This window comes from Asticcacaulis sp. AC460 (assembly GCF_000495795.1).
In the GTDB taxonomy this organism is placed as follows: Bacteria; Pseudomonadota; Alphaproteobacteria; order Caulobacterales; family Caulobacteraceae; genus Asticcacaulis.
Window position 1 is genome coordinate 148,328 of the sequence record NZ_AWGD01000032.1, and the last position, 21,903, is coordinate 170,230.

The 21,903-nt window shown below is 55.5% G+C and carries 26 protein-coding genes and 1 pseudogene; 5 read left to right on the forward strand and 22 right to left on the reverse strand.

Going from position 1 to position 21,903, the window contains the following annotated elements; genetic code table 11:
• Positions 1-527: 527 nt before the first annotated feature.
• Genes ABAC460_RS42090 through ABAC460_RS42100 form a run of 3 tightly spaced genes read right to left on the reverse strand, consistent with a single transcriptional unit; the run spans position 528 to position 1,821 of the window.
• Positions 528-1,097, reverse strand: a complete 570-nt coding sequence (locus tag ABAC460_RS42090; RefSeq protein ID WP_023454834.1) for an RNA polymerase sigma factor — start codon at positions 1,095-1,097, stop codon at positions 528-530.
• The gene (locus tag ABAC460_RS42095; protein WP_023454835.1) at positions 1,094-1,534 is read right to left on the reverse strand and encodes a Spy/CpxP family protein refolding chaperone; all 441 of its coding nucleotides are present in this window, start codon (positions 1,532-1,534) and stop codon (positions 1,094-1,096) included. Before ABAC460_RS42095 ends, ABAC460_RS42090 begins: the two co-directional genes overlap by 4 nt.
• On the reverse strand, positions 1,531-1,821 hold the full coding sequence (locus ABAC460_RS42100; protein ID WP_155914713.1) for a hypothetical protein: 291 nt from the start codon (positions 1,819-1,821) through the stop codon (positions 1,531-1,533). The genes ABAC460_RS42095 and ABAC460_RS42100 overlap by 4 nt, the downstream gene beginning before the upstream one ends.
• A 280-nt stretch (positions 1,822-2,101) precedes the next feature.
• On the opposite strand from ABAC460_RS42100, the gene ABAC460_RS42105 reads away from it, so the two are divergent.
• Both ABAC460_RS42105 and ABAC460_RS0125010 read left to right on the forward strand, forming a co-directional pair.
• A complete protein-coding gene (locus tag ABAC460_RS42105; protein ID WP_023454837.1) occupies positions 2,102-3,931 on the forward strand; it encodes a copper resistance system multicopper oxidase in 1,830 nt (609 codons plus the stop codon).
• Positions 3,928-5,046: a copper resistance protein B gene (locus tag ABAC460_RS0125010; protein WP_031237239.1), complete on the forward strand. Its 1,119-nt coding sequence runs from the start codon at positions 3,928-3,930 to the stop codon at positions 5,044-5,046. The genes ABAC460_RS42105 and ABAC460_RS0125010 overlap by 4 nt, the downstream gene beginning before the upstream one ends.
• Before the next feature lie 259 nt (positions 5,047-5,305).
• Here the strand turns inward: ABAC460_RS0125010 and ABAC460_RS42110 are convergent, their stop codons facing one another.
• The 5 genes from ABAC460_RS42110 to ABAC460_RS42130 form a co-directional block, all read right to left on the reverse strand.
• On the reverse strand, positions 5,306-6,385 hold the full coding sequence (locus tag ABAC460_RS42110; protein WP_023454839.1) for an acyltransferase family protein: 1,080 nt from the start codon (positions 6,383-6,385) through the stop codon (positions 5,306-5,308).
• 57 nt (positions 6,386-6,442) lie between these two features.
• A complete protein-coding gene (locus tag ABAC460_RS42115; protein WP_023454840.1) occupies positions 6,443-7,117 on the reverse strand; it encodes a DUF2231 domain-containing protein in 675 nt (224 codons plus the stop codon).
• 65 nt (positions 7,118-7,182) lie between these two features.
• A complete protein-coding gene (locus tag ABAC460_RS42120) occupies positions 7,183-7,506 on the reverse strand; it encodes a copper-binding protein (RefSeq protein WP_023454841.1) in 324 nt (107 codons plus the stop codon).
• A gap of 69 nt (positions 7,507-7,575) precedes the next feature.
• Positions 7,576-7,773, reverse strand: a complete 198-nt coding sequence (locus tag ABAC460_RS42125; protein ID WP_023454842.1) for a heavy-metal-associated domain-containing protein — start codon at positions 7,771-7,773, stop codon at positions 7,576-7,578.
• A gap of 165 nt (positions 7,774-7,938) precedes the next feature.
• On the reverse strand, positions 7,939-9,264 hold the full coding sequence (locus ABAC460_RS42130) for a type II toxin-antitoxin system HipA family toxin (protein ID WP_023454843.1): 1,326 nt from the start codon (positions 9,262-9,264) through the stop codon (positions 7,939-7,941).
• A gap of 80 nt (positions 9,265-9,344) precedes the next feature.
• On the opposite strand from ABAC460_RS42130, the gene ABAC460_RS51075 reads away from it, so the two are divergent.
• Positions 9,345-9,470, forward strand: coding sequence for a hypothetical protein (locus tag ABAC460_RS51075; protein WP_006270749.1), 126 nt, complete (start codon positions 9,345-9,347; stop codon positions 9,468-9,470).
• Here ABAC460_RS51075 and ABAC460_RS51225 read toward each other — a convergent pair.
• Positions 9,471-9,611, reverse strand: a pseudogene (locus ABAC460_RS51225) (helix-turn-helix domain-containing protein); the annotation flags it as partial.
• Between the two features lie 231 nt (positions 9,612-9,842).
• Here ABAC460_RS51225 and ABAC460_RS42135 point away from each other — a divergent pair.
• Both ABAC460_RS42135 and cueR read left to right on the forward strand, forming a co-directional pair.
• Complete coding sequence (locus tag ABAC460_RS42135; protein ID WP_023454845.1) at positions 9,843-12,347, forward strand: heavy metal translocating P-type ATPase; 2,505 nt, start codon at positions 9,843-9,845, stop codon at positions 12,345-12,347.
• Between the two features lie 13 nt (positions 12,348-12,360).
• The gene (cueR, locus tag ABAC460_RS42140) at positions 12,361-12,807 is read left to right on the forward strand and encodes a Cu(I)-responsive transcriptional regulator (RefSeq protein ID WP_023454846.1); all 447 of its coding nucleotides are present in this window, start codon (positions 12,361-12,363) and stop codon (positions 12,805-12,807) included.
• Positions 12,808-13,133: 326 nt separating this feature from the next.
• Here the strand turns inward: cueR and ABAC460_RS42150 are convergent, their stop codons facing one another.
• The 13 genes from ABAC460_RS42150 to ABAC460_RS42200 all read right to left on the reverse strand — a co-directional run bounded on the left by ABAC460_RS42150 (position 13,134) and on the right by ABAC460_RS42200 (position 21,801).
• Positions 13,134-14,126: a hypothetical protein gene (locus ABAC460_RS42150; RefSeq protein ID WP_031237242.1), complete on the reverse strand. Its 993-nt coding sequence runs from the start codon at positions 14,124-14,126 to the stop codon at positions 13,134-13,136.
• A 55-nt stretch (positions 14,127-14,181) separates the two neighbouring features.
• Positions 14,182-15,168, reverse strand: coding sequence for a glycosyltransferase family 2 protein (locus ABAC460_RS42155; RefSeq protein WP_031237243.1), 987 nt, complete (start codon positions 15,166-15,168; stop codon positions 14,182-14,184).
• A gap of 323 nt (positions 15,169-15,491) precedes the next feature.
• On the reverse strand, positions 15,492-15,863 hold the full coding sequence (locus ABAC460_RS0125020; protein ID WP_031237245.1) for a type II toxin-antitoxin system PemK/MazF family toxin: 372 nt from the start codon (positions 15,861-15,863) through the stop codon (positions 15,492-15,494).
• A complete protein-coding gene (locus ABAC460_RS42160) occupies positions 15,863-16,162 on the reverse strand; it encodes an AbrB/MazE/SpoVT family DNA-binding domain-containing protein (RefSeq protein ID WP_023454851.1) in 300 nt (99 codons plus the stop codon). The genes ABAC460_RS0125020 and ABAC460_RS42160 overlap by 1 nt, the downstream gene beginning before the upstream one ends.
• Before the next feature lie 157 nt (positions 16,163-16,319).
• Complete coding sequence (gene trxB / locus ABAC460_RS42165; RefSeq protein ID WP_023454852.1) at positions 16,320-17,297, reverse strand: thioredoxin-disulfide reductase; 978 nt, start codon at positions 17,295-17,297, stop codon at positions 16,320-16,322.
• 8 nt (positions 17,298-17,305) lie between these two features.
• Entirely contained in the window at positions 17,306-17,818 is a 513-nt protein-coding gene (locus ABAC460_RS42170; protein ID WP_023454853.1) for an arsenate reductase ArsC, read from the reverse strand.
• A gap of 17 nt (positions 17,819-17,835) precedes the next feature.
• Positions 17,836-18,528 carry an arsenical resistance protein ArsH gene (gene arsH / locus ABAC460_RS42175; RefSeq protein WP_023454854.1) on the reverse strand — a complete coding sequence of 231 codons (693 nt, stop codon included), beginning with the start codon at positions 18,526-18,528 and terminating at the stop codon, positions 17,836-17,838.
• A gap of 22 nt (positions 18,529-18,550) precedes the next feature.
• Positions 18,551-18,973, reverse strand: coding sequence for an arsenate reductase (glutaredoxin) (gene arsC / locus ABAC460_RS42180; RefSeq protein ID WP_023454855.1), 423 nt, complete (start codon positions 18,971-18,973; stop codon positions 18,551-18,553).
• Complete coding sequence (locus tag ABAC460_RS42185; RefSeq protein WP_023454856.1) at positions 18,970-19,665, reverse strand: aquaporin; 696 nt, start codon at positions 19,663-19,665, stop codon at positions 18,970-18,972. Before ABAC460_RS42185 ends, arsC begins: the two co-directional genes overlap by 4 nt.
• Positions 19,665-20,171 (reverse strand): arsenate reductase ArsC, encoded by a 507-nt coding sequence (locus ABAC460_RS42190; RefSeq protein WP_023454857.1) that lies wholly within the window; start codon positions 20,169-20,171, stop codon positions 19,665-19,667. Before ABAC460_RS42190 ends, ABAC460_RS42185 begins: the two co-directional genes overlap by 1 nt.
• Entirely contained in the window at positions 20,171-20,404 is a 234-nt protein-coding gene (locus tag ABAC460_RS49900; protein WP_155914714.1) for a hypothetical protein, read from the reverse strand. The genes ABAC460_RS42190 and ABAC460_RS49900 overlap by 1 nt, the downstream gene beginning before the upstream one ends.
• Positions 20,365-20,697: an ArsR/SmtB family transcription factor gene (locus tag ABAC460_RS42195; RefSeq protein ID WP_031237251.1), complete on the reverse strand. Its 333-nt coding sequence runs from the start codon at positions 20,695-20,697 to the stop codon at positions 20,365-20,367. Before ABAC460_RS42195 ends, ABAC460_RS49900 begins: the two co-directional genes overlap by 40 nt.
• Before the next feature lie 48 nt (positions 20,698-20,745).
• A complete protein-coding gene (locus ABAC460_RS42200) occupies positions 20,746-21,801 on the reverse strand; it encodes an ArsO family NAD(P)H-dependent flavin-containing monooxygenase (RefSeq protein WP_023454860.1) in 1,056 nt (351 codons plus the stop codon).
• Positions 21,802-21,903 lie beyond the last annotated feature (102 nt).

Consider the following 21,903-nt stretch of genomic DNA (forward strand, 5'->3'; position numbering starts at 1 on the left):
TCGGCCACGGAAGCGCAGCCTCCCGCAGGCGGTGGCAGCCTGCTCAGGAACGACGGCGCGCTCTAGGTGCGGCGAGGGCCGCACACAGTTCAGGTGTGGAAGCGGGGAGGGGGCACAAAGAGCGCCGGTTCATCTGCATCGAAATTGACAGGCGAACGCGTGAAAACGACGAGTTCGATATGCAAAATCGGAAGACTTACAGGCACGTGGGTGTCGGACGTAGCGCTGATCCCGCACATTGCGATGCAGTTTTGAAAGCAGCCCTGATCCGACGACTTGGTAGGCTTTTCGTCTTCGCAACATGGCATGGCCATATCCGAGTGGGCTTGGGAGTCTGCCATGGTCATCTGCATCGGCTGACTCATTTCGAGACACGCGTTTTGGGCCGCCTGTGCGCTTACAGGCGAAATCAAAAGACCCAGAAGGGCAAAGATGTAGAGAACAGCCTTTAACATTGTCCGCCAGGATAGATTTCAATCGTTAAAAGTCAATGAGCCAGCACCGAGCATGCCGAATGTAACCTGTTCTTACTTTCCACCGAGTTTCTCGGCCAGCAATTTTCTGGCGCGGTAGACTCGCGTCTCGACCGTCTTACTGGTGACGCCGAGGATTTCGGCGGCTTGTTTCTGTGAAAAGCCTTCGAGTGCCGTCAACAAGAGCGCCTCTTTGAGGTTTGCCGGAAGGCGAGCCAGGGCCTTTTCGAGCTGCGACACTTCGTGATCGAGGATAAGGCGATCGTCTGCGTTGATTGATCGATCAGTAACATTCATAACTTCGAAGTCATCAGAGGACTTCGTGCCGAATATCAGGTTACGCACCTTCTGCCGGCGGCCGCGATCCCGGGCTTTATTAATGGCGATCGTTCTTAGCCAAGCGCCAAATGGCCGACGGGCATCATATCGACGGATTGCCCTCCACGCGGCGATAAACGCTTCATGTGCCGCTTCATAAGCCTCGTCGGAATTACCGTTGTAGCGGCGCAATAGCCGATAGACGGCCTCCTTATGTCGGCCGACAAGAATGCTGAACGCACGGTCGTCGCCTCTTGCTGCTGAAGTTGCTAGCTCCTCATCTGAAACTTCGGCATCGGAAGTCACATTTGCTCTTCGGTCAGAGATTTAACGACTGTCTGATCGAATTCCACAGCCTGCTGCGGCGTGAGGACCGACCGCATTTCGAAGGTATGGTCAATCGTCTCCTTTTGCAGGTCCCCCATAGCGGCGTGAAACCGGTCGATCGCGGCCTGAACCTCAGGGGTATAGGCGTGTTTTTCTTGGAATGCTTTGGCAAGATCGGCGTTTGCGGCGCGCATCTCCGTTTCCAATGCCTTCTTTACCTCCGCATGTTTCTCTTCCATTGCAGCGATGCGGTGCGTCTGTTCATCTGTTAAGTCCAGTCTACGATGCACAAGCTCATGCATCGGCGTCGGCTTTTGCATTTTGTGAATGACGTACTGGGCCCCCCCGAAAGCTCCCAGAGCTGCTCCCACGAGCGACAGTACTAAAGTGACAATCATGCTGCGGGCGAGCGTCATGGGTACCCTTCGAGGAGGCTTGAGGGTGCGAGCCGCAAGGATGAGTCAAACGGCTCGGCATGGTCTCTTATCTCGGATGACAAGGCCACCGCGCCGCCGGCTGTTGTACCGACTACAAGTGCAAGTGCAAGAGAAGCCGCTCGAAGCGGCATAAGAACCGTGACGGTTCGAGCCTCAGTCCTTTGAAGCTCGATATTTCGGGAGATGTCTTGTTCAAGATTCGCCAGCGATCGGTCGATCGACCGGGTCTTCAATTGCGCCAACAGCGCATCAATACGGTCACTCATGTGCTTGTCCTCGCCTCCCAGTACATAATACGCATAGCGAAGCAATATCCCTCATACTAGGTACTTCTAACTTCTAGACGCCTGATAGCGCGCATAAGTTACCCGTATTTTTCACCGGAAATGACGTTTTCAGCTTTCGGGCAGGCTATCTCCGGAATGCCGTGCATTCTTGTTTTCCAACCTATTTTTAACATGTACTTTTTTATGAGGGCATCCGCCTTTTGAGACGTAACTATCAAAAGAGGGATCAACGCATTCCCTACCTGACTAGGACCTCCAAATGACAGATATTCACCGGCGCAAGCTCCTGCACAACCTGTCGATATTCGGTACGGCGAGTGCGGTCGGCGGGTTACTGCCGTCCTGGGCGAGGAGCGCGACGCCCGGATTGAACCACACGCTGCAAACTGTTTCCGGTTCTGAGATCCGGCTGAAACTTGAACGCGCCCGTTGGCCGATCGACGGAAAGCTTGGCAATGCCATAACGATCAACGGCACGCTACCAGGGCCGATCATTCGTCTCAAGGAAGGGCAGAACGTCAAACTCATTGTGGAAAATCACTTAGACGAGACGTCCTCAATTCACTGGCATGGTCTCCTGGTACCGTTTCAAATGGACGGTGTCCCAGGCGTAACCTTTCCCGGCATCCCGGCACACTCGACTTTCGAGTACGAGTTCGAACTCAAGCAAAGTGGTACGTACTGGTACCACAGCCACTCGGGCTTACAGGAACAGGAAGGGCTTTATGGTCCAATAATCATAGAGCCGAAAGATCCTGATCCGGTACAATTCGACCGTGAATATGTGGTCATTCTTTCCGACTACAGCTTCATTCGGCCCGAAACCCTTTTCAAGCGTTTGAAAGGGCAGTCCGGTGTTTTCAATTATCAACGTCAAACGATCGCGGGACTACTGGCCAATAAGGATCAGACTCTGGCTGAGCGCATCGAATGGGCAAAGATGCTAATGGATCCGACGGACGCCTCTGATATCACGGGGGCCGTCTATTCGTTCCTTATCAACGGCCACGGACCGAAGGACAACTGGACTGGTCTTTTCACGCCGGGTGAGCGCGTGCGCCTTCGCTTTATCAACGCTGGCGCACAAATGGTCTTCAATGTCAGAATTCCTGGTCTGAAAATGACAGTTGTGGCAGCCGACGGCTTAAATATTCGGCCGGTTGAAGTCGATGAGTTCCAGATCGCGAATGCTGAAACGTACGACATCATTGTTCAGCCGAGCGAGGACAAAGCCTATACCCTTGTATCCGAAGCTGTTGATCGTTCCGGGATGGGGGCGGCGACACTCGCGCCACGCCTGGGAATGACAGCGCCAGTTCCTTCGCTGCGTGAGCGCCCCCTGGCCACGATGAAGGATATGGGTATGGACATGTCCGGCATGAGCATAGGTGGAGCGGACACGGCAGGGCATGACATGTCGTCAATGTCCATGGATCACGGTTCAATGGAAATGACATCGGTGCATCCGCCTGGTATGGCACCGCCGAAACCCAGGGGGGCGGACATAATGGCTGACATGGGCGGCATGGAAATGTCCATGCGAGACCCTGCTAACGCGCCCCAGATCAAATTAGGGCCTGGAGTTCAGACGATCTCGCCAATTCCTATGGATCGGACCGGTGACACGGGACAAGGTTTGGAAAGCGTTGGGCATCGCGTCCTCGTTTACAAGGATCTTGTCGCGCTTGAGCCGAACCCGGACACCCGCACCCCGACGCGTGCCCTCGAAATCCGCCTTACCGGCAACATGGAACGCTTCATGTGGGGCTTCGACGGACGTAAATTCAGCGAAACAACAGGGCCATATACTTTTGCGACCGGTGAGCGGGTTCGAGTTACCCTTGTGAATGACACCATGATGGCCCACCCAATCCATCTCCATGGACATTTCTTTGACCTGGTGATCGGCGCACCGCAGGATCACAAGCCGCGCAAGCATACCGTGGCTGTTTTACCCGGAGGAAAGGTGTCGTGGGATTTCACTGCCGAGACGGGCGACTGGGCATTCCACTGCCATATGCTTTACCACATGCATGCAGGTATGTTTCAGGTCTTTGCGGTGCGTCCGCGCGATGGAGGCGCCCAATGAACCGGGTCGCAATGATAGCACTCGTCCCCCTATTCCTGGCAACGCCCGCTCTGGCGATGCAGGATCATTCACAGCATGGCAACATGCCTGGTATGACAATGCCAGCGCAGCCGCAGCCTAAAGCCAATGCTAAGCCTAGGCCGAAAGCTCCGCCCCCTTCGCCGAAAAAGGCTGTGACCAAATTGCCGGCGGCGCCCCAAGCAACTTCACATAGCGGCCATCAAGCAGTTCCCACGGAAAACAGGTCGCAGACTTCACAGGCAAATTCAGTTCAACAAGAGATGCCTCCGAAGGACGGGGAAGCTCATGCTGGCCATGACATGTCAGAAATGAGTTTGTCTAGCATGAACCACGGCAACGAAGAGGCGAGCGCCGAGGTAGAAATTCCGCAAACACCGCCGCCTCCGCCGGCAACAGATCATTTGGCGGACCGGTATTTTGACTCAGCCCAAATGGCCGAGGCTCGTCATATGGTACATATGGAGCATGGCGCGATGAACTTATCCAATGTCATGTTCGATAGGCTCGAGCTTCGGCCCGACGATGGCGGATATGCATGGGACACGGAATTCCGGTATGGCGGGGATATTCATCGCCTTGTGGTGAAGTCAGAGGGTGAAGGAAGTAACGAAGACGGAGTTGAAGACGCTGAAGTCCAAATTCTCTATTCGCGCGCGATCACGCCTTACTTCGATATTCAGGCGGGCATCCGTCAAGATTTCGAACCGCAGTCGCGCACCTACCTGACACTTGGTACGGAAGGTATTTTTCCCTATTGGTTCGATGTGGAGGGCGCCGTCTTCCTTTCGAACGAGGGCGAACTTCTGGCGCGTGCTAAAGGTACTTATGACCTGCGGCTGACGCAGCGCATGATCCTTCAACCCTCCGCGGAAGTGACTTTCTCAGCCCAGGACATTCCCGAACTTGAGATCGGTTCGGGCCTCTCGAGTGTCGAACTCGGCTTGCGCTTACGCTACGAGATCCGTCGTGAATTCGCGCCATATATCGGGATCGTTTACGAACGCAAGTTCGGTGACGCCGCTGACTTTGTGCGACTGTCGGGGAAAAATCCTGAATCCACAAAAGTCGTCATAGGCTTGCGAGCCTGGTTTTGATCAGAGTGTGGCGGGAGCGTTTGGTTGGCTTTCCAAGAGCCGCTCCTGCTCAACATGTGGGTCGTGCAACGGATAAGCCATAAGCTAGGAGGGATTGGATCATTTTCGCGCCATACTAGCCGCTTTCTTGAACAAAGGTTCACAGTCATCCCGTTCAAACTGGGTAGTAGAGTAAATTATGACTCAATACTTCATACTCCTTCATACGATCGGCTCTCATAGTGAAAATTCCATGGTACCTAGGCGTCGTTTTTACAAATTAGCCTCTTTGTCTCTTAATCAATGCCGTCAGTGACTTGGCGAACTCTTGCGCCGGCGATCCTATATAATTTGTCAGGGCTCGAGATAACAATAAGGTACTAACTACGGTGACGGCCAAATAAATGACAAAACTCAGGAAAGTCGGCATCGCCCAAGTGTTTGCAACCGTCGAAACGACTGCCACTATTGGCCAATGAGCCAAATATATAGCGTAGGAATCGTTGCCCAGTTTAGCCATGATTGGACTTGGATAATGTGGCTTGGTTGCGTCTCGGGACGCAAGGCACCAGATTATGACGCTCGCGGGGAAGCCACATAGAGCTACTCGCACCCATTCGGCGACACCCGACGGCAGTGAGGGCGACAAAGCATTGAACAGGGCCGCTCCGCCCAAGAGCAAGACGCCAGCTGCAACGAGTCCAGGCCAACCATTTAGTCTCACACCCCGTTTGATTAGAACGGCAATCCAGACGCCCGCGAGGAACTCGAGAACGAGCGGCGTATAGACGTGATGGACGACGGTGATCTGGGTTGTGATAAAGGTACCGAGGGCTGCGGCTATTATCGTCCAGACCGCAAGGGCGCGGATCCGCCCTTGCGGCGAAAGGACTAGGAGTATCGCAAACACGAGGTAGAACACCATCTCGAACGACAGAGTCCATGCTGGCCCGATCAAAAACCCGCCTTGCTCCGGTATCAGCGTGATTTGGCAAGGAACACTGCATTGCTGGTCATTGGAGAGGGCGGCAGGGAGCCATAAGGCAAAGCCGTAGGTAGCAGCGAGAGTAATCCAATACATCGGATAAACCCTGGCGGCGCGGGTAATAAAAAAGGATAGGCCTACCCGAAAGCCGCCGGTCTTTCCATCCGTTGTCCACATCATCAAAAAGCCGGACAAAACGAAGAAAAGGTCGACGCCCGTCCATAGAAGGCCGCTTGCTGGCAAGCCGGTAGATGAATCGAATGTCGCAGAACCAAATTGCCCCAAGTGGTGGTAGAACACTCCCAGCGCCGCTATTGCCCGGAGACAATGCAATCGTCCTAGTTGCTTGGTGACGGAGGCCGGTTCTGCAATCATCGGTCTTACGCGCCGCCCTGTGGCAATTTGAATAGTCTATACTGTGCCACTGTTGACTTAGAACGCCATGTGCCCGGCGCCATGGGTCACATCGCCACCCAGGTATGCTTGGATGAGAATGAGCGCCACAGCGACGACCAAGGTGGTTTCGTAGAGCCGGGAGCTTGGTTGGTTGACCGCTGTCTCTGCTGGTCGCTTCAAACGCCACAGCAACAGATAGACGAAGGGAATAAGAGTCCCGATCCAGCGGTGCCAAGTGAGGGCTGTACCGTCATCCGCCGCGGGCAGACCTGCGTTCGCCCAACCTAGGGCGGCCGCGGCGAACCCGCCTGCCGTCGCGAATGCCAGCAACACTTTATTGCCGGCGTTGTAAACCGGCTTTTTCCGAGCGGCGGCCAACACTTCTAGAAGAGCGACTGTCAGGAGCAACGCGATCGGAAAGTGAATGACGGCGGGGTGCCAAGCGCCGAGCCACGAAACAAGACGCCCACCGAATGTTTTTGGCTTCTTGTGGTCCATCTCCATGCCCATGCCGGGCTCGGTCGGCCAGGCCATCGCCATAGGGGCATCTTCCGGATTATTGACGGTTGTACTCGCTTCGGCAACGGCTGAAGCGCTGGATGAGCTTTGATTTTTGTGAGCCATCGCTGGCGGCGCCGACAGAAGGAGCGAGGCTAGAATGCCGGTGAGGGCAAGAAGACCTGAGACAAGGGGAAAGATTTTCTTGGCCATCTGGAACTCCGTACGTGTCGGATGTATAAAGGAAAAACCCAGGCCTACAGGTCCTGGGTCTGAAATTACATCGCGTGAATCGCCGTTACGAGTGGCTGGCCGTTGTCGTTCTTCATCACGAAGTGCACTTTTTGACCAACCTTGGCAGAGGCGATAGCTTCTGTCGTCGCCTTGAATTTCATCGTCATAGCCGGCCATTTCAGCGCCTTGATGGGACCATGCTGAATCGTCACCGTACCGGCATCCTTATCAATGGCTTTCACGACGCCTGCGCCTTCGGCCGTTTGCGAGTCCGCGGCCTGCTTGTGACCTTCGTGTGCCATGACAATCACCGGGGCGGTTGCGCCTATAGCGGTCACAAGCGCCAGTGCTGCAATTAACTTCTTCATACTCTATGTCCTTGGAACTGTTGCCACCCGTGGGATATACGCGCCGCGACGCGCAATCCCTCAAGGTGTTTAAGCGGCGATTTGGGTTGCTTCAAACCCGGCAAGTGCCAGGGCTTTTGTAATCTCGTCCATCTGATCCGACGAGATCTCCACGGTGCGCTCAACGACGTCAGCCTCGACCTTCGCCGTTGGGTCAAGGTTTTGAGCGATTTTGGTGACACTACGGACGCATCCGCCACAAACCATAGTTTCGATGTGATATTTCATGAGCTTTCTCCTTTTGCCGGGCTCATTCTGTAATGTGGGGCTTCCCACTATTGGAAGGTCAAGACCACAAGCATATTTTTTTGCCGGAAGAGGACGGGGCTGGCGATGACGAAGCTACTGCCTTGGCCAATTGGTCCGACTGTCGAAATTTCAGCCATGGTCGGATCAGGCGCCGCCGCTTGTTTTATCAAGTAGATGAAGGCGATGCGTGGCGCCGATTGCCGCTGCGTTTTCGTCTGATATCCCAGCCTGTTGAGCGAAATCGGACCAGCGGCTCACAGTGTTGATGATCTCCGCGAGGATCGCCTCGGCGCGCCCGCGTTTCATCGAACAAACGGAACCACACGTCTTGAAATCTTCACGTGTGAAGCTGGCGAGCTTTCCATTCATCGACATCTGATGCCGGGATGTCCACTCGCCGCTCGGATTCAAGGCATAGTTTATGTCGTAAGCCGGGGAGAGGGCCCACTGACCGGACTTGTCCATCAGGAAAGCGATATTCTTGACGTGATCGTCCTGATTCCGGGCCACAATATTAAAGGCCATGCGTCGAAATTGCTGTTCAATCGCGGGCAGGCCAAGCTTCATTTGTCGCATGACCATCGCGGCTTGCTCGTAGCTGTAGGCGCCAGCCATGTTGAAATCATAGTGAGCCAATGCGCATAGTGACTGCATGTGCAGCTTGGCGCCCCCATCGGTCCGGTCGAAGCGCTTCGTCATAAAATGATGGCGAGGGCCGTCCTCAAGCAACCGGCATTCGGTCATATTGATCCCTGCAGCCCGCGCCATAAGGTAATAGGCGTACTCGATTGCGCCGAAACCCTGCGGATCTTCGAGTTCCTTGTCGCGGTTACCGGATACGCCGTCGAATTTCAGAAGCCAGTAGCTGAAGCCCTGGCCGGCTTCGACCTGACCGGAGCGCACCTCATTTGTCTTCGGGTTCCACGCGATCACTGCCTTAGCGCGCGCGCCGCCGGCCGAGGTGCCGACACTCAGGATTTGCTGAAGGGCCTGCTGACGCTTGGGAGCGGCAAGTGACTGGCTCAGATCGTGGCGATTGCGCAAGACTTCTGAGGCTAGACCGACCAGTGCATCGATATCGACGCGTTTGCTTTGCCGCTGCCGTGGCCCGCTCGTAGGGCGGAACTCCAGCGCCCCCATGCCACGCGCGCCGGTGTAGCACAGGCGCTCAACGGCATTGAAACCCTCGGGTGCGCGGCCTTGCGTCGCAAGCCAGGCATTTATGATAGCGTTTCCGAACTTGTCGGGCAGAGCATCTGCGAGTAATCCTGGCAGACCATGGAAAGTCCTGAGTGGTAAATCCGGGAAGCGATAGACCGTCCGGTTGATTGGCATGGTGAGCGGCGCAATTTCGATGCCGCTGCGCACGAAGTCTGGATCGTATTCGAAGTCGGCAAAGGGACTGTCATCACCGAGGCGTACGGCGCCGATACGCGTCCCCCACATCATGATTTCGGCGGTCGTACTCATTTTTCGTCACCCCATGACCAAGGGCGGCTGCTTTTGGCTTCGGTTTTTGTGGGTTTCACCCTTTTTCGGCGATGCCCTTGATGCTCGACGACATCGAGCGGTCGCACAGTTGGCGCGGGTATCAGGTTTTCCACACCGTGCGCAAGGTCGAGGCCCCGCAGTACCCGGATCAGGTTGACAAGCTGGACGCTTTCGCCATCCTCTAGGCGCTCGACCGTGCGTTTCGAAACGCCGGTCTGTTCGGCTAGGCTAGCTTGCGTCAAGCCATGGTCTAGCCGACGCTGAGCTAATCTTTGCCCGATTTCGTTCAAAATTGCATCGTCTGTTACGGTCGGCTCAATCTTCATAAGTCGTCAATCCTGACGATTAATATTGGGAATGGATCATAATTCGCCATTTTTGACGATATATACTCCAAAATTGCTTATATCATGTAAATCGCCATGTCTGGCGAATAAAATTCATTTATAATCATAAATCGCCTTTTATGGCGAGTTATATTACAAACAATAAAAAAGCGAGCGCCTATTGACCTTACAATGATTGGAACCTCTATTTAGGCATGCAGGACAAGCAAAATGAAAGCCTGCGTCATGGAAACAACGCTGAATTCCAAAGAAGAAGCCGTCACCTTACAAATCGAAGGTATGACCTGCGCCTCATGCGTTGGCCGGGTCGAGAGGGCGTTGCGGGCCGTCGCAGGGGTCACCTCTGCCGAGGTGAACCTTTCAACGGAGCGCGCCTTGGTAAGGACCTTGGGAGCTATCTCGCGAAATGATCTAATCGAAGCCATTGAATCGACAGGCTACGCGGTGCCAGCGCCAAGCGCCCTGGATTTCCTGGTTGAGGGAATGACCTGCGCGTCCTGCGTGGGCCGCGTCGAACGTGCGCTCCAGGGCGTCCAGGGTGTCGCACGTGCATCGGTCAATCTCGCTACCGAGCGCGCTCACGTCGAACTGAGTCAAAATATCGATCCCGTCAGGTTGATTAACGCTATTGAAGAAGCGGGCTACGATGCCAAGCTGGTCGAAGCGGCGGCCGCCGCTAACGACCAGGCGGTCGAACGCCGCGAAATCGAGACACAGGCGCTCAAGCGCGATCTTGCCATCGCAATTGCACTAACCGCTCCGGTTTTCGCGCTCGAGATGGGCTCGCACCTAATCCCCGGCGCGCATTCACTCATTGAAGCGACAATTGGCATCACCTCGACCTGGTGGCTGCAGTTTGCGCTTACCACTGCCGTTCTGTTCGGGCCTGGTCTTCGCTTTTACAAGAAAGGGCTTCCGGCATTGTCTCGCCTGGCGCCCGATATGAATTCGCTCGTCGCTGTCGGTACGATCGCGGCTTATGGCTACTCGCTTATCGCGACTTTTGCCCCGCAATGGCTGCCGCGCGGCACCGTAAATGTCTACTACGAAGCAGCCGCTGTCATTGTTACCCTGATTTTACTGGGAAGGTTTCTGGAAGCAAAGGCCAAGGGCCGAACATCCGAGGCCATCAACCGCCTGATCGGCCTTCAGACAAAGACCGCCCGCATTGTGCGAGATGGCATCGCCTCGAATATTGATGTCGTCGATCTGCAACTAGGCGATCATGTCGAGGTCCGCCCTGGAGAGCGGGTGCCGGTGGATGGCGAAGTGCTAACCGGCCGGAGCTTCATTGACGAGTCAATGATCAGCGGAGAGCCGGTGCCTGTCGAAAAGGCACATGGTGCTACTGTTGTTGGCGGCACGGTCAATCAAACTGGAGCTCTGACCATAAAGGCAACCGCCGTTGGCCATGATACGCTTTTGTCGCAGATCATCCGGATGGTCGAGCAGGCGCAGGGGGCCAAGCTGCCGATTCAAGCCGTGGTCGACAAGGTGACGCTTTGGTTCGTTCCGGCGGTCATGGCCGTGGCGGCATTGACATTCTTCGCATGGCTCGCCCTGGCGCCGTCGCCTGCCTTAACATTCGCACTGGTAAACGCCGTAGCGGTTCTCATTATTGCCTGTCCTTGTGCCATGGGTCTGGCAACGCCTACCTCGATCATGGTGGGCACTGGCCGAGGGGCTGAACTCGGCATCCTGTTCCGAAAGGGAGATGCGCTGCAACGGCTGAAAGATGCGAAGGTGGTGATGCTCGACAAAACCGGCACCCTCACGCTTGGTAAGCCTGTTCTGACGGACATGCACGTGCTCGATGGCTTCGATCGTGACGATGTCCTTGCCCTTGTGGCAGCCGCAGAAGCCAAATCGGAACACCCGGTCGCACAAGCCATCGTTAAGGCCGCCAAGGATGAAAACTTGTCTATTCCGGCGGTCGACGATTTTTCCTCTGTTACGGGTTACGGCATTGCAGCGACCGCAAACGGGCGACGGGTTCACGTGGGTGCCGACCGCTTTATGCGCCAACTGGGTCTTGAGCCGGCTGTGTTTGAAACATTGGCTAACGCCCTGTCGGAGGAAGCGAAGACACCGCTCTACGCCGCTATTGATGGTGTGCTCGCCGCGATTGTCGCAGTTTCAGATCCGATCAAGCCGACGACTCCTGGAGCCATTAAAGCGCTTCACAGCCTCGGCCTTAAGGTCGCAATGATCACGGGTGACAACCGCCATACCGCAAACGCAGTGGCCAAGTCGCTCGGCATAGACGAAGTGGTGGCTGAGGTTCTGCCTCAAGGAAAACTGGACGCTGTACGCCGTCTCAAGGCACAATTCGGAGCGAGCGCTTATATCGGAGACGGCATCAATGATGCCCCGGCACTGGCCGAAGCGGATGTTGGCTTAGCCATAGGCACAGGTACCGATGTGGCTATCGAAGCCGCAGATGTCGTACTTATGTCCGGTAACCTGCAAGGCGTCCCAAACGCCATTGCCTTGTCGAAGGCTACGCTTGGCAATATTCACCAAAACCTGTTCTGGGCGTTTGCTTACAATATCGCGCTGATACCGTTGGCTGCCGGCACGCTTTATCCATTCACAGGAGTGCTTCTGTCTCCTGTCATAGCTGCGGGGGCAATGGCCTTGTCGTCGGTATTTGTCCTCAGCAATGCGCTCCGGCTAAGGCGTTTCCGTCCCCCCTTCATCGTTTCGGCCGTCTGACTGGAGACATCACATGAATATCGGACAAGCTGCCAAGGCATCTGGCGTTTCCGCCAAGATGATCCGCTACTATGAGGAAACGGGCCTGGTCATGCCTGCGCAGCGTTCTGAAAAGGGATACCGCGTGTATTCCGAAAAGGACGTTCATACCCTCCGTTTCGTGCGACGCGCGCGAGACCTTGGCTTTACGGTAGACCGAATTGCCGATCTTCTGGCTTTGTGGCGAGACACTGGGCGGCAAAGTGCCGAAGTCAAACAAATGGCCATCGGCCACGTGGCCGCACTCCGGAAGAAGATCACCGACCTGGAAGAGATGGCGGCCACTCTTGAGCACTTGGCAGATTGCTGCGCCGGCGATCATCGTCCCGACTGCCCAATCCTCAGCGACATTGCCACGGGCGCCCATGGGCCGGCGAAATCGGCACATCGCTTCGGAGCCCTTTCGGACAAAAAATCCTAATGCCTATGCTTCAGGATAAGAAAAAGCTTGAGAAAAAGTAGCGTGCTGACGACAACGACGACTCCAATCCCGGTCCTCAAATCCCAGGTCAGAGCAGATTGCAAACGGCCAGGAGGACAAAAAATCACGGCCGCGTGCAAGCTAATCACAACCACACTCCACCACAATAGCCGGCTGGGCCTCTCTCGGTGGGCAGGGCGTGCACCTGAGAACGCGCCGAACTGTTCAGAATTAATTTGCTGGGCGCGCCATTTAGTTCTGAAAAACTGACCCCGGCGAAACACCATTGGCTTTTTTCCCATCGCCAGGAGCATTCCGCTTTGTCGCTAAGCAGACAGCATGTTGTGTAGTGCTGTCGATAGCAAATTCATTGAAGCTACTTTATCGCGCCAAGAGAGTGCGATAACCGGACCAATATCCGTCTTATTGACGTCCACAATGTAAATGCGCCCGTCTGATCGGTCCCGCAAAATGTCAAGTCCGCCCCAGTCCAGTCCCATATGCGCCAAAAACGCGGCGATCTTCACCATCTCATCTTCGGAAAATATATCAGAGGGCGCCTTTAGAAATGCGCTTTCGTTATTGATTGAAAAGAGGCCTTCTGGAGACTTGAGCTTGATCCAAACCAAAACAGGATTCCCACCGACGCACGGGGTCCTCAGGTCGCGACATTTCCCGTCTACGCCACGGGTATCGATAAGTTTCTGATAGGTAAAACCCTTCCTGGGCATCATCGGACCATCGACAATGCGGCCCCCATGCACGCCGTTTTTTTCAGGCTTTTCAACAATCTTTCCGACGACCTCGGCGGGATTTACAGATAGATGATAACCAAATACTTCTTCAAATACTTCCGCGACACGGCTTTTACTGATATCCGTACATCGATGATTGAAATGCGGCGTGATAGTAACTAAAGGCGGCGAGCCTACGGTGCTATCATCGAAATATACCGCGGCATCGGCAGTATCGACGCTGTCCGCCAACGTTATGCCGGACCACATGGCGACGCCACGCATGAGGTACCAAGGCCTTGGCTCGTCGGGCCCAAACCACAAGGTTTTCTTGTGCCTTCCCGCGACAGTAACCCAAGCTGCCACGAAGTAAAGCAGCGCAAGGTACAGAACCCAATTAAAAAATTCCTGAAATAAAGCGCCGCTGATCTCCAAGCGAATGGCGGTTTTATTTATGCAAAGTTTTCCGCCACTCCATGAAAAATCAGACCACCAGAACGTTGCGTTTCGCGGCTTCTTCGCTCGGGGATGCGTAGGAACGCAGTGTTCCTGCCCATTTTCTGAGCCTATCATAATATGAAGCATACCGAGCGCATTTCGCAACCATTCTCCAAATAATGAGGCCACAAAGACATGGGTGTCAATTAGATATACTTAGTGTTTTAGTTTCGTTTGAAGTATTTATATCGCGCTTTGATAGCAGAGCGCTTCCATAGAAGCGAAAGGAAACAAACCATATCAGTTTTCCCAATCCTCGCACCGCTTTATCCAGTGTGGGCGCAGCCTCGGGCCGCCTCAATAGCAGGAGAATTAGGCCGATAGGCGTCATGACAGTCGCCTGAATAAGGCCCTTGAGCATCCACGCGACTGCCGACCATGTTTTGCCCGCCTTGGCTGCCGTGTAACTCGGGCCCTGTCCGAAGTTGAACGCCCGGCGAAGGGTGTACGAAAGTCGCTTTCGTGACGGGGGAACGTCCTCATAAACAAAGGCATCTGCCGCCCAAGCAAATTGCGCCCCGTCTTGCATAAGTCGGTGAAATAGCTGGTCATCCTCTCCACCGAAGTCATTGAGTTCGGTAGAGAAGGGCTGTGGACCTATCATACAATTGCGGCTGATTAAGCTATTTCCACAACCGTAGTATGAAGAAAGAACTTCTGATTCTGCTGCGCCAATGCGAGAGAAAAATGACGCAAAGTAGCTGTCATATCGGGTAGTGGGGCTACTTAAGCGAGCATAAACAGGGCCAAACACGACATCAGCTGCAAAGCGCTCCTGAATTTGAACAAGATTGGAAATCCAGTCTTGCGGGGCTTCTTCATCATCGTCGAGAAACGCGACGTAGTTGGCCTCACACACGGCAACCGCGTGATTTCTGGCATTGGCAACACCTGGTCTCGGTTCGTGGACATATTTCAAGAAATAGTGAATCGGGTAGCTCTCGACAAATGACCTTGCCCCGGCGTCAGGGCTGTTGTCGCACACGATTACACTTAAGTTGATCTGATCTAAGCCAACCTGCGCTGCCACCGAGCCCAACGCTCGTTTCAACCCGTCGGGTCGCCGAAACGTAGGTATGATAACACAAACATCAGTCGCGCCCGTCGATGTTTGGACGTTTTCCGACATGGTGTTTCTCCGGGTGCTTAGGTGCGGGCGCGCCTGTTCCTCCATATACGCGTACCGGGGCAACTCCCCTTAGAAACATTTCTGAAATATTAGGCACACGCCGCAGCACTAGCCGAGATACGGTCTGTGACTCCTCCAATCACACGCGAGAAGGGTTCTTATCGCGTGTAATACAAATCATATTTCCCATAATGTTTATTATTTAAGCGGCTTAAATATCTGGTTTTAAACGGGAAATTCCACTCGGCCCGAATCTCGATTTTTCGCGCATAATAGAGATTATGGGAAATTATCTTTTATAATCAGTCACTTAGACGGGTTTTTTAGTTTTCGTCCGTCATAAAAATTGGCGCAATCCTCTCCAAAACCTCGTCGACGATAAAGCTTGGAAGCTTCTCGACATATGACACTTTGCGCTCGGCCGACTTGAAATCTACGGCTCTGATTTGCATGAGGTCGATCACACCGGTCGTCTTCGTGCCGGCACCGGAGAGCGACACCTGGAAGCCGACATTGCGCGCCAGGTTGGCCGTGGTGCTGATCGGCGCCACGTAGATCAGGTTCGTCATCCGGTTATAGGCGTCCGGGGATATCACGATCGCGAAATGCTCATATTTCATTTCCTGGCCCGCCGCCGGCGAGAAATTCAGATGCCAGATGTCCCCTCGCTTGGGGTGCTTAACACCAGGTGGCATCAGATTTCATTCCCGACCGGACGCATTTGCTCCCAAGCGGCATGGTCCTTACTCAGGTCCACTTGGTCCGGCATTTCGGCAAGGAGCTCCGTCAAAGAATATTTGCGTCGCGCCTGGGTCACGGGAATAATGACTTGTTCACCGGTTTTCGTATAAGCAATCTTCGCAACCGAGCCGTCCGTGACGTGCAATGCAGCGGCATTGGCGCTCGGCCAAATTACCGACAGCGAGCCCCCTGTCTTCCGAAACTTGATCTCCGTGATGGGTCGGCTCTCGTCTATTTCAAATGCACGGCTCATCGTCTGGCGCCTTTCCGGTTTAACAATGTTCAACATAATTCAAGTTGAACAAAAATTCAACCCATGAAGCGTATGCGACTCTCCCGTAAATTTGCCAGGTCGAGCCTGAATTTGTTGTGAGTGTGGAGTTCAGCGGACGGCTTCACAAACCTCCCGCTCAGGCGGCCTCATGGGCGCGTGAGTGCGCAGCTTCGCTCGTGGCCAAGAATTTCTCGGCCTCAAGGGCCGCCATGCAGCCCATTCCGGCTGCGGTGACGGCCTGACGAAAAACCTTATCCTTGACATCACCCGCTGCGAATACGCCAGCGACGCTGGTAGCGGTGGAATCGGGCTTTGTCCGGATATAGCCCTCCTCGTCCATCTCAACCTTGCCGCGAAACACTTTCGTTGCCGGGTCGTGACCAATGGCGACGAAAACGCCATGAGTTTCGACAAAGCGCGTCTCGTCCGTCTTCACGTGACGCAACTGCACGCCGGTCACCGAGCGCGCCGGCTCCACATCGCCAATCACTTCGTCAACGACATGATCCCAGATCACCTCGATCTTTGGGTGCGTGGCAATGCGATCCTGCAAGACCTTCTCGCCGCGGAAGGTGCCCCGGCGATGTACAAGCGTGACCTTCGTGGCGTGATTGGTAAGATACAGTGCCTCTTCCATTGCTGTGTTGCCGCCGCCCACGACGACAACCTCCTTGCCGCGGTAGAAAAAGCCGTCGCAAGTCGCGCACCCGGATACGCCGAAACCCTGGAATTGTTGTTCGCTCTCAAGACCCAACCAGCGCGCCTGGGCACCCGTGGCGATGACTACCGTTTCCGCCAAAAACACGTCACCGGAATCTGCAACGCACCTGAACGGCCTCTGCGTGAAATCCACATCAACGATCAAGTCATAGACCAATTCCGTACCGACCTTGATCGCCTGCTCCGCCATCTGCTCCATTAGCCATGGGCCCTGCACCGTTTCGGCGAAGCCGGGGAAATTCTCGACATCGGCAGTGATGGTCAGTTGACCGCCCGGCTGCATTCCCTGAACGACGATGGGTTCAAGATTGGCTCGCGCGGCGTAGATCGCGGCCGTATACCCCGCAGGGCCGGCGCCGATGACCAGAAACTTGGTGCGGAAGGTTTTTGACATAGCCGTACCTAAGCGCTTTGCAGGTTTGGAGACGTCTGGTCGTCCGGCATCAGCGTGCCAATCCGGTCCAGTTCGGCTTTGAATGCGGACCTGTTGGACGTCAGTTCATCAAGCGGCAGAGCAAGAAACGCCTCGATGCGGGTCCGAAGAATCCGATAGGCCGTCATGAAGGCGGCGTCGATTTCCTCATCGGTGCCGGTCACGTGGGCTGGGTCCTCAACGCCCCAGTGTGTGCGCAGGACGTTACCGATGTAGGCCGGGCACACCTCCCCGGCCGCGCTGGCGCAGACGGTGACGACGATATCGGGGACAACGGGGAGATCGTCCCAGGATTTCGAGTGGAATCCTTCCGTCGAGATGCCTTCGCGTTCCAGCAGAGCCAAGGAACGCGGATGGACATAGCCAGCTGGCTGGCTGCCGGCGCTCATGGCCCGCCAGCCTTCAGGCGCCAGGTGGTTGAACGTGCCTTCGCCCAATATCGAGCGACAGGAATTACCAGTGCAAAGGAACAGGACGTTCATGGGTGCGGCCTTTCGGATTAAATTGAGCGCAGGTTGACGCGTTTGGATAGGGCTTCGGCGCTTTCCTTGCGCTCGGAATAGCGGTCGACCAGATAATCAGCGCAGTCGCGGGTCAGCAGGGTGAACTTGACCAGTTCCTCCATCACGTCGACGATCCGGTCATAGTAGGGTGATGGCTTCATGCGGTCGTTGTCATCGAACTCGGTGAAGGCCTTCGCGACCGATGACTGGTTCGGTATGGTGATCAGCCGCATCCAGCGGCCGAGAACGCGTAGCTGGTTGACGGCGTTGAAGGACTGCGAGCCACCTGACACCTGCATCACGGCCAAGGTCTTGCCCTGTGTCGGACGAACTGAGCCGATCGAAAGGGGTATCCAGTCGATTTGCGCTTTCATAATGCCGGTCATGGCGCCGTGGCGTTCCGGCGAGCACCAGACCATGCCTTCGGACCATTGCACCAGGTCGCGCAGTTCCTGGACTTTGGGATGCGTTGGTTCGGCATCGTCCGGCAGCGGCAACCCCGACGGATTAAAGATGCGGGTTTCCGCACCGAAGGCTTCAAGAATGCGCGCGGCCTCCTGAGTGGCCAGGCGGCTGAAGGAGCGCTGCCGCACGGAGCCGTAAAGCAACAGGATACGCGGCGCGTGGCTGGCGCGTTCGGGGCGCAGCAGTTGATCCTGGTCGACGGGCTGAAAGCAGGCCTCGTCCATTTGGGGCATATCGCTCAAGGGATCAGACAACGCGCTTGCCCTCCGCGTCGATCATCAACTGACCGTCTTCTTTGTAGAAGGGCCCAGGCGGATAAGCGTCGATCAGGTCAAGAACGACCTCCGACGGACGGCACAGCTTGGTGCCTTTCGGCGTCACGACGATCGGGCGATTGACGAGAACGGGCTCTTCGAGCATGGCGGACAGGATGGTCTCGTCGCTCACGCTAGTCTCCAGCAGTCCCAGGTCCTTAGCAGGCGACTTGGTTTCGCGCAGCGCGCTTCTGGGCGTAAGACCGGCGTGGGCGAAAAGCTTCAATAATTGGTCTAGCGTCCACCCCGTCTTCAGGTATTCAACCACGGTCGGTGTGTAGCCTGCTGCTTCGAGGACAGCCAGGACGTTGCGGGAGGTGCCGCAGTCGGGATTATGATAGATGGTAAAGGTCATAGCTCGGCACTCGGATTGATCGGTTTGGCGTTCTTCTGTTCAGAGAGAAGCCAGGAAAAGACGACGACGCCGACAATTGCCCCGACGCATTGTGCGGCAATGAACAGTGGTACGGAATGGGGTGCGATGCCGGCGAAGGTGTTCGACAGGCTGCGGGCAAAGGTAACGGCCGGGTTGGCGAAGGAGGTCGACGCGGTAAACCAATAGGCGGACGTGATATAAAGCCCGACGGCGATCGGCGTGAAGTCCGGCTTGAATTTGATGCAGCCGAAGATCGTGGCCATTAGGCCGAACGTCGCAACACCTTCAGAAAAGGCCAGCGCAGGTCCATCTCGGAGTTTCAACGAGACCTGCATGATCGCCTGACCGAACATCTCGTGGGCGGCGTAGACACCGGCGACGGCCCCAGCAACCTGGGCGAGGATATAGGCCAGCGCGAGGAAGACACCGATGTCGCGGCGGGCAGCAAAAGCCAGCGTGACGACCGGGTTGAAATGGGCGCCGGAGATGGGTCCGAAAATAGTGATCAGCACGACAAGGCCGGCGCCGGTGGCAATCGTATTGCCTAGAAGCGCTATGGCCGTGTTGCCGCCAGCCAAGGTCTCCCCCATTATGCCGGAACCGATGACAATCGCCAACAGCAGAGCCGTGCCGAGAAATTCGGCGAACAGTTTACGAGAGGTAGAAAACATTAGGCTTGGTCCTTGCCGATATCGGAAAGCTTTGCTTGCAACGACAGCCTGTCGAGACTTTTGATCGGCAACATCATGAAGACAGATATGCGGTTCCGCAGGACCTTGAAAGCGTCTGCAAAGGCAAGTTTGATCTCCGCGTCAGTGCCTGACGCCGTAGCCGGGTCGGGCAGGCCCCAATGGGCTGTGATCGGCTGGCCTGGCCACACAGGACAGACTTCGCCTGCTGCATTGTCGCAAACGGTTATGATGAAATCGAGCTTCGGCGCGCTTGGGCCCGCAAACTCGTCCCAGCTTTTTGAACGAAGATCATCCGTTGGAATATTAAGGCTGTCGAGCATATTGAGTGCATAGGGGTTGACTTCACCGCGCGGCTGCGACCCTGCGGAATAGGCTTTGAAGCGTCCCTGCCCGATCTGGTTCAAAATGGCTTCGGCCAGAATCGACCTGGCTGAATTGCCCGTGCAGACAAAGAGGACATTATAAATAAGGGCTGTCGCTTCCATTAGTGCTGAATATCCATTGTCCAGTAGATCTCGACCTGGACCTTCAATTTATCCGGCAGGGGAACATCATCGGGGCTGAGCGCGGATTGCTGCCACTCCCCCAAGACCAGCAGTCGACGTTTTGAGACCTCTGAACGCATTTTACCCTCCATCGTCGCACCAAACACTTTCGGCTTGATCGCTGGTTTTAAACTCAGCAGGCGCAGGCAATTTCTTCTATGATCGGCTGGCACATCTCTTTGCGGCCGCCGCAGCAGTCTTCCATCAGGAACTGAAGCAGCACCCTCACCCCGTCCATATCGGCAAAATATCGGATCGAGCGCCCCTCACGGAGGTTGCGGATCAAGCCGGCGTGGGTCAGCACGGATAAATTGGCAGACATGGTGTTTTGCTTGACGCCAAGCGCGTCGCCGATTTCCCCGGCCAACATACCTTCCGGTCCGACCTTAATCAGCAGGCGGAACACATCAAGGCGTGTTTCTTGACTAAGCGCAGCAAAGGCATCGAGGGATTGCTTCTTTTCCATACATCGCGATTACATGATATATGGATGTATTGCAAGGCAAAATGCCCTTCAGGCATTCGATGCCGCGAGCGCCTGGACTATTTCTGGAACCATATGCCTGGCGATCCGCCCGGCACCGATCAAGGTTGCGGCGGCTGCCCCAACCCAGTTACCGTAACCGGTGAGCCAAAGGCCGGGCATTTTCACCGCCTGCTGACCCGTCAATTCTACACGGCCATCGGCTCCAATGACGTTCAGTGGCGCAAGATGGCCGAGGTTTGGCCCAAATCCGGTGCACCATATGACCGCATCAACGGCGGTTTCGCTGCCATCCGCCCAAACGACACCATCCGGTGTAAACCGTGTGAAAGGTCTGACGGTCGTCAGCACACCCCTCGCCCGGGCTTCGCGGACGGGTGGAACCATCACGATATCGCCCAGACCGCCTTGTGGCATGGTGAGGTCCTTGCCCAATATTCGTGCCGAGGCGCGTTCAAAAAGCACCCTGCCGTCGACATCGTCGGGCAGGAACAACGGATCGTGGAGGGTCACCCATTTGGCATCGGCGACTTGAGACACCTCCGCCAGGATTTGTGCCCCTGAATTGCCGCCGCCTATGACGAGCACCCTCTGGCCCACAAACGGATCTGAGTTGCGATAAGAGGCAGAGTGGACCTGCAAGCCGGAATACAGGTTTCGTCCTACGTAGGCTGGAATGAACGGACGCGACCATGTTCCCGTCGCACTGACGACAGCACGTGCAGTGTACTGTGCGCGATCACTTTCTACCGAAAATCCTTGAGCCACCTTACGCACCGCGGTCACGCGCTCCGGGCGCTTGATCGGCAGCGTGTACCTGGCCTCGTACTTGGTCAGGTAGTCCAAAACCTCGTCTCGTGTCGGAAATCCGGTGCCGTTACTCGGCGGCATCGGCCAGCCTGGCAACGAACTGTAACCCGCCGGTGAAAACAGATTCAAGGAATTCCACGTGTGGCGCCAAGCGCCACCTGCCAGAGTTTCGGCATCTAGGATCAGATAGCTGAGGCCCGTGCGACGAAGGTAGTAACCTGTCGCGAGGCCGGCTTGTCCGCCGCCAATAACGATAATGTCGTATTGCTCCGACATGGGCGCGTACCTTTGATTTGATGGAAGGATTCTCGGCTCAATTGGAGAACAAGTGGCAACTATCGCAGCCCACTCATCAAACAACAATGCGGCAATTCAGCC

Excerpts from the sequence above, each read along its gene's own strand:
- trxB (WP_023454852.1), bottom strand. The coding sequence starts at position 17,297 with ATGTCAAAAACCTTCCGCACCAAGTTTCTGGTCATCGGCGCCGGCCCT.
- ABAC460_RS42190 (WP_023454857.1), bottom strand. The coding sequence starts at position 20,171 with ATGGAAGCGACAGCCCTTATTTATAATGTCCTCTTTGTCTGCACGGGC.
- ABAC460_RS42170 (WP_023454853.1), bottom strand. The coding sequence starts at position 17,818 with ATGAACGTCCTGTTCCTTTGCACTGGTAATTCCTGTCGCTCGATATTG.
- arsC (WP_023454855.1), bottom strand. The coding sequence starts at position 18,973 with ATGACCTTTACCATCTATCATAATCCCGACTGCGGCACCTCCCGCAAC.
- ABAC460_RS0125010 (WP_031237239.1), top strand. The coding sequence starts at position 3,928 with ATGAACCGGGTCGCAATGATAGCACTCGTCCCCCTATTCCTGGCAACG.
- ABAC460_RS42200 (WP_023454860.1), bottom strand. The coding sequence starts at position 21,801 with ATGTCGGAGCAATACGACATTATCGTTATTGGCGGCGGACAAGCCGGC.
- ABAC460_RS0125020 (WP_031237245.1), bottom strand. The coding sequence starts at position 15,863 with ATGCCACCTGGTGTTAAGCACCCCAAGCGAGGGGACATCTGGCATCTG.
- cueR (WP_023454846.1), top strand. The coding sequence starts at position 12,361 with ATGAATATCGGACAAGCTGCCAAGGCATCTGGCGTTTCCGCCAAGATG.
- ABAC460_RS42130 (WP_023454843.1), bottom strand. The coding sequence starts at position 9,264 with ATGAGTACGACCGCCGAAATCATGATGTGGGGGACGCGTATCGGCGCC.
- ABAC460_RS42160 (WP_023454851.1), bottom strand. The coding sequence starts at position 16,162 with ATGAGCCGTGCATTTGAAATAGACGAGAGCCGACCCATCACGGAGATC.
- ABAC460_RS42135 (WP_023454845.1), top strand. The coding sequence starts at position 9,843 with ATGAAAGCCTGCGTCATGGAAACAACGCTGAATTCCAAAGAAGAAGCC.
- ABAC460_RS51075 (WP_006270749.1), top strand. The coding sequence starts at position 9,345 with ATGCTCGACGACATCGAGCGGTCGCACAGTTGGCGCGGGTATCAGGTT.
- ABAC460_RS42150 (WP_031237242.1), bottom strand. The coding sequence starts at position 14,126 with ATGCTTCATATTATGATAGGCTCAGAAAATGGGCAGGAACACTGCGTT.
- ABAC460_RS42110 (WP_023454839.1), bottom strand. The coding sequence starts at position 6,385 with ATGATTGCAGAACCGGCCTCCGTCACCAAGCAACTAGGACGATTGCAT.
- ABAC460_RS42155 (WP_031237243.1), bottom strand. The coding sequence starts at position 15,168 with ATGTCGGAAAACGTCCAAACATCGACGGGCGCGACTGATGTTTGTGTT.
- ABAC460_RS42095 (WP_023454835.1), bottom strand. The coding sequence starts at position 1,534 with ATGACGCTCGCCCGCAGCATGATTGTCACTTTAGTACTGTCGCTCGTG.
- ABAC460_RS42105 (WP_023454837.1), top strand. The coding sequence starts at position 2,102 with ATGACAGATATTCACCGGCGCAAGCTCCTGCACAACCTGTCGATATTC.
- ABAC460_RS42120 (WP_023454841.1), bottom strand. The coding sequence starts at position 7,506 with ATGAAGAAGTTAATTGCAGCACTGGCGCTTGTGACCGCTATAGGCGCA.
- ABAC460_RS42125 (WP_023454842.1), bottom strand. The coding sequence starts at position 7,773 with ATGAAATATCACATCGAAACTATGGTTTGTGGCGGATGCGTCCGTAGT.
- ABAC460_RS42100 (WP_155914713.1), bottom strand. The coding sequence starts at position 1,821 with ATGAGTGACCGTATTGATGCGCTGTTGGCGCAATTGAAGACCCGGTCG.
- ABAC460_RS42185 (WP_023454856.1), bottom strand. The coding sequence starts at position 19,665 with ATGTTTTCTACCTCTCGTAAACTGTTCGCCGAATTTCTCGGCACGGCT.
- ABAC460_RS42195 (WP_031237251.1), bottom strand. The coding sequence starts at position 20,697 with ATGGAAAAGAAGCAATCCCTCGATGCCTTTGCTGCGCTTAGTCAAGAA.
- arsH (WP_023454854.1), bottom strand. The coding sequence starts at position 18,528 with ATGGACGAGGCCTGCTTTCAGCCCGTCGACCAGGATCAACTGCTGCGC.
- ABAC460_RS42115 (WP_023454840.1), bottom strand. The coding sequence starts at position 7,117 with ATGGCCAAGAAAATCTTTCCCCTTGTCTCAGGTCTTCTTGCCCTCACC.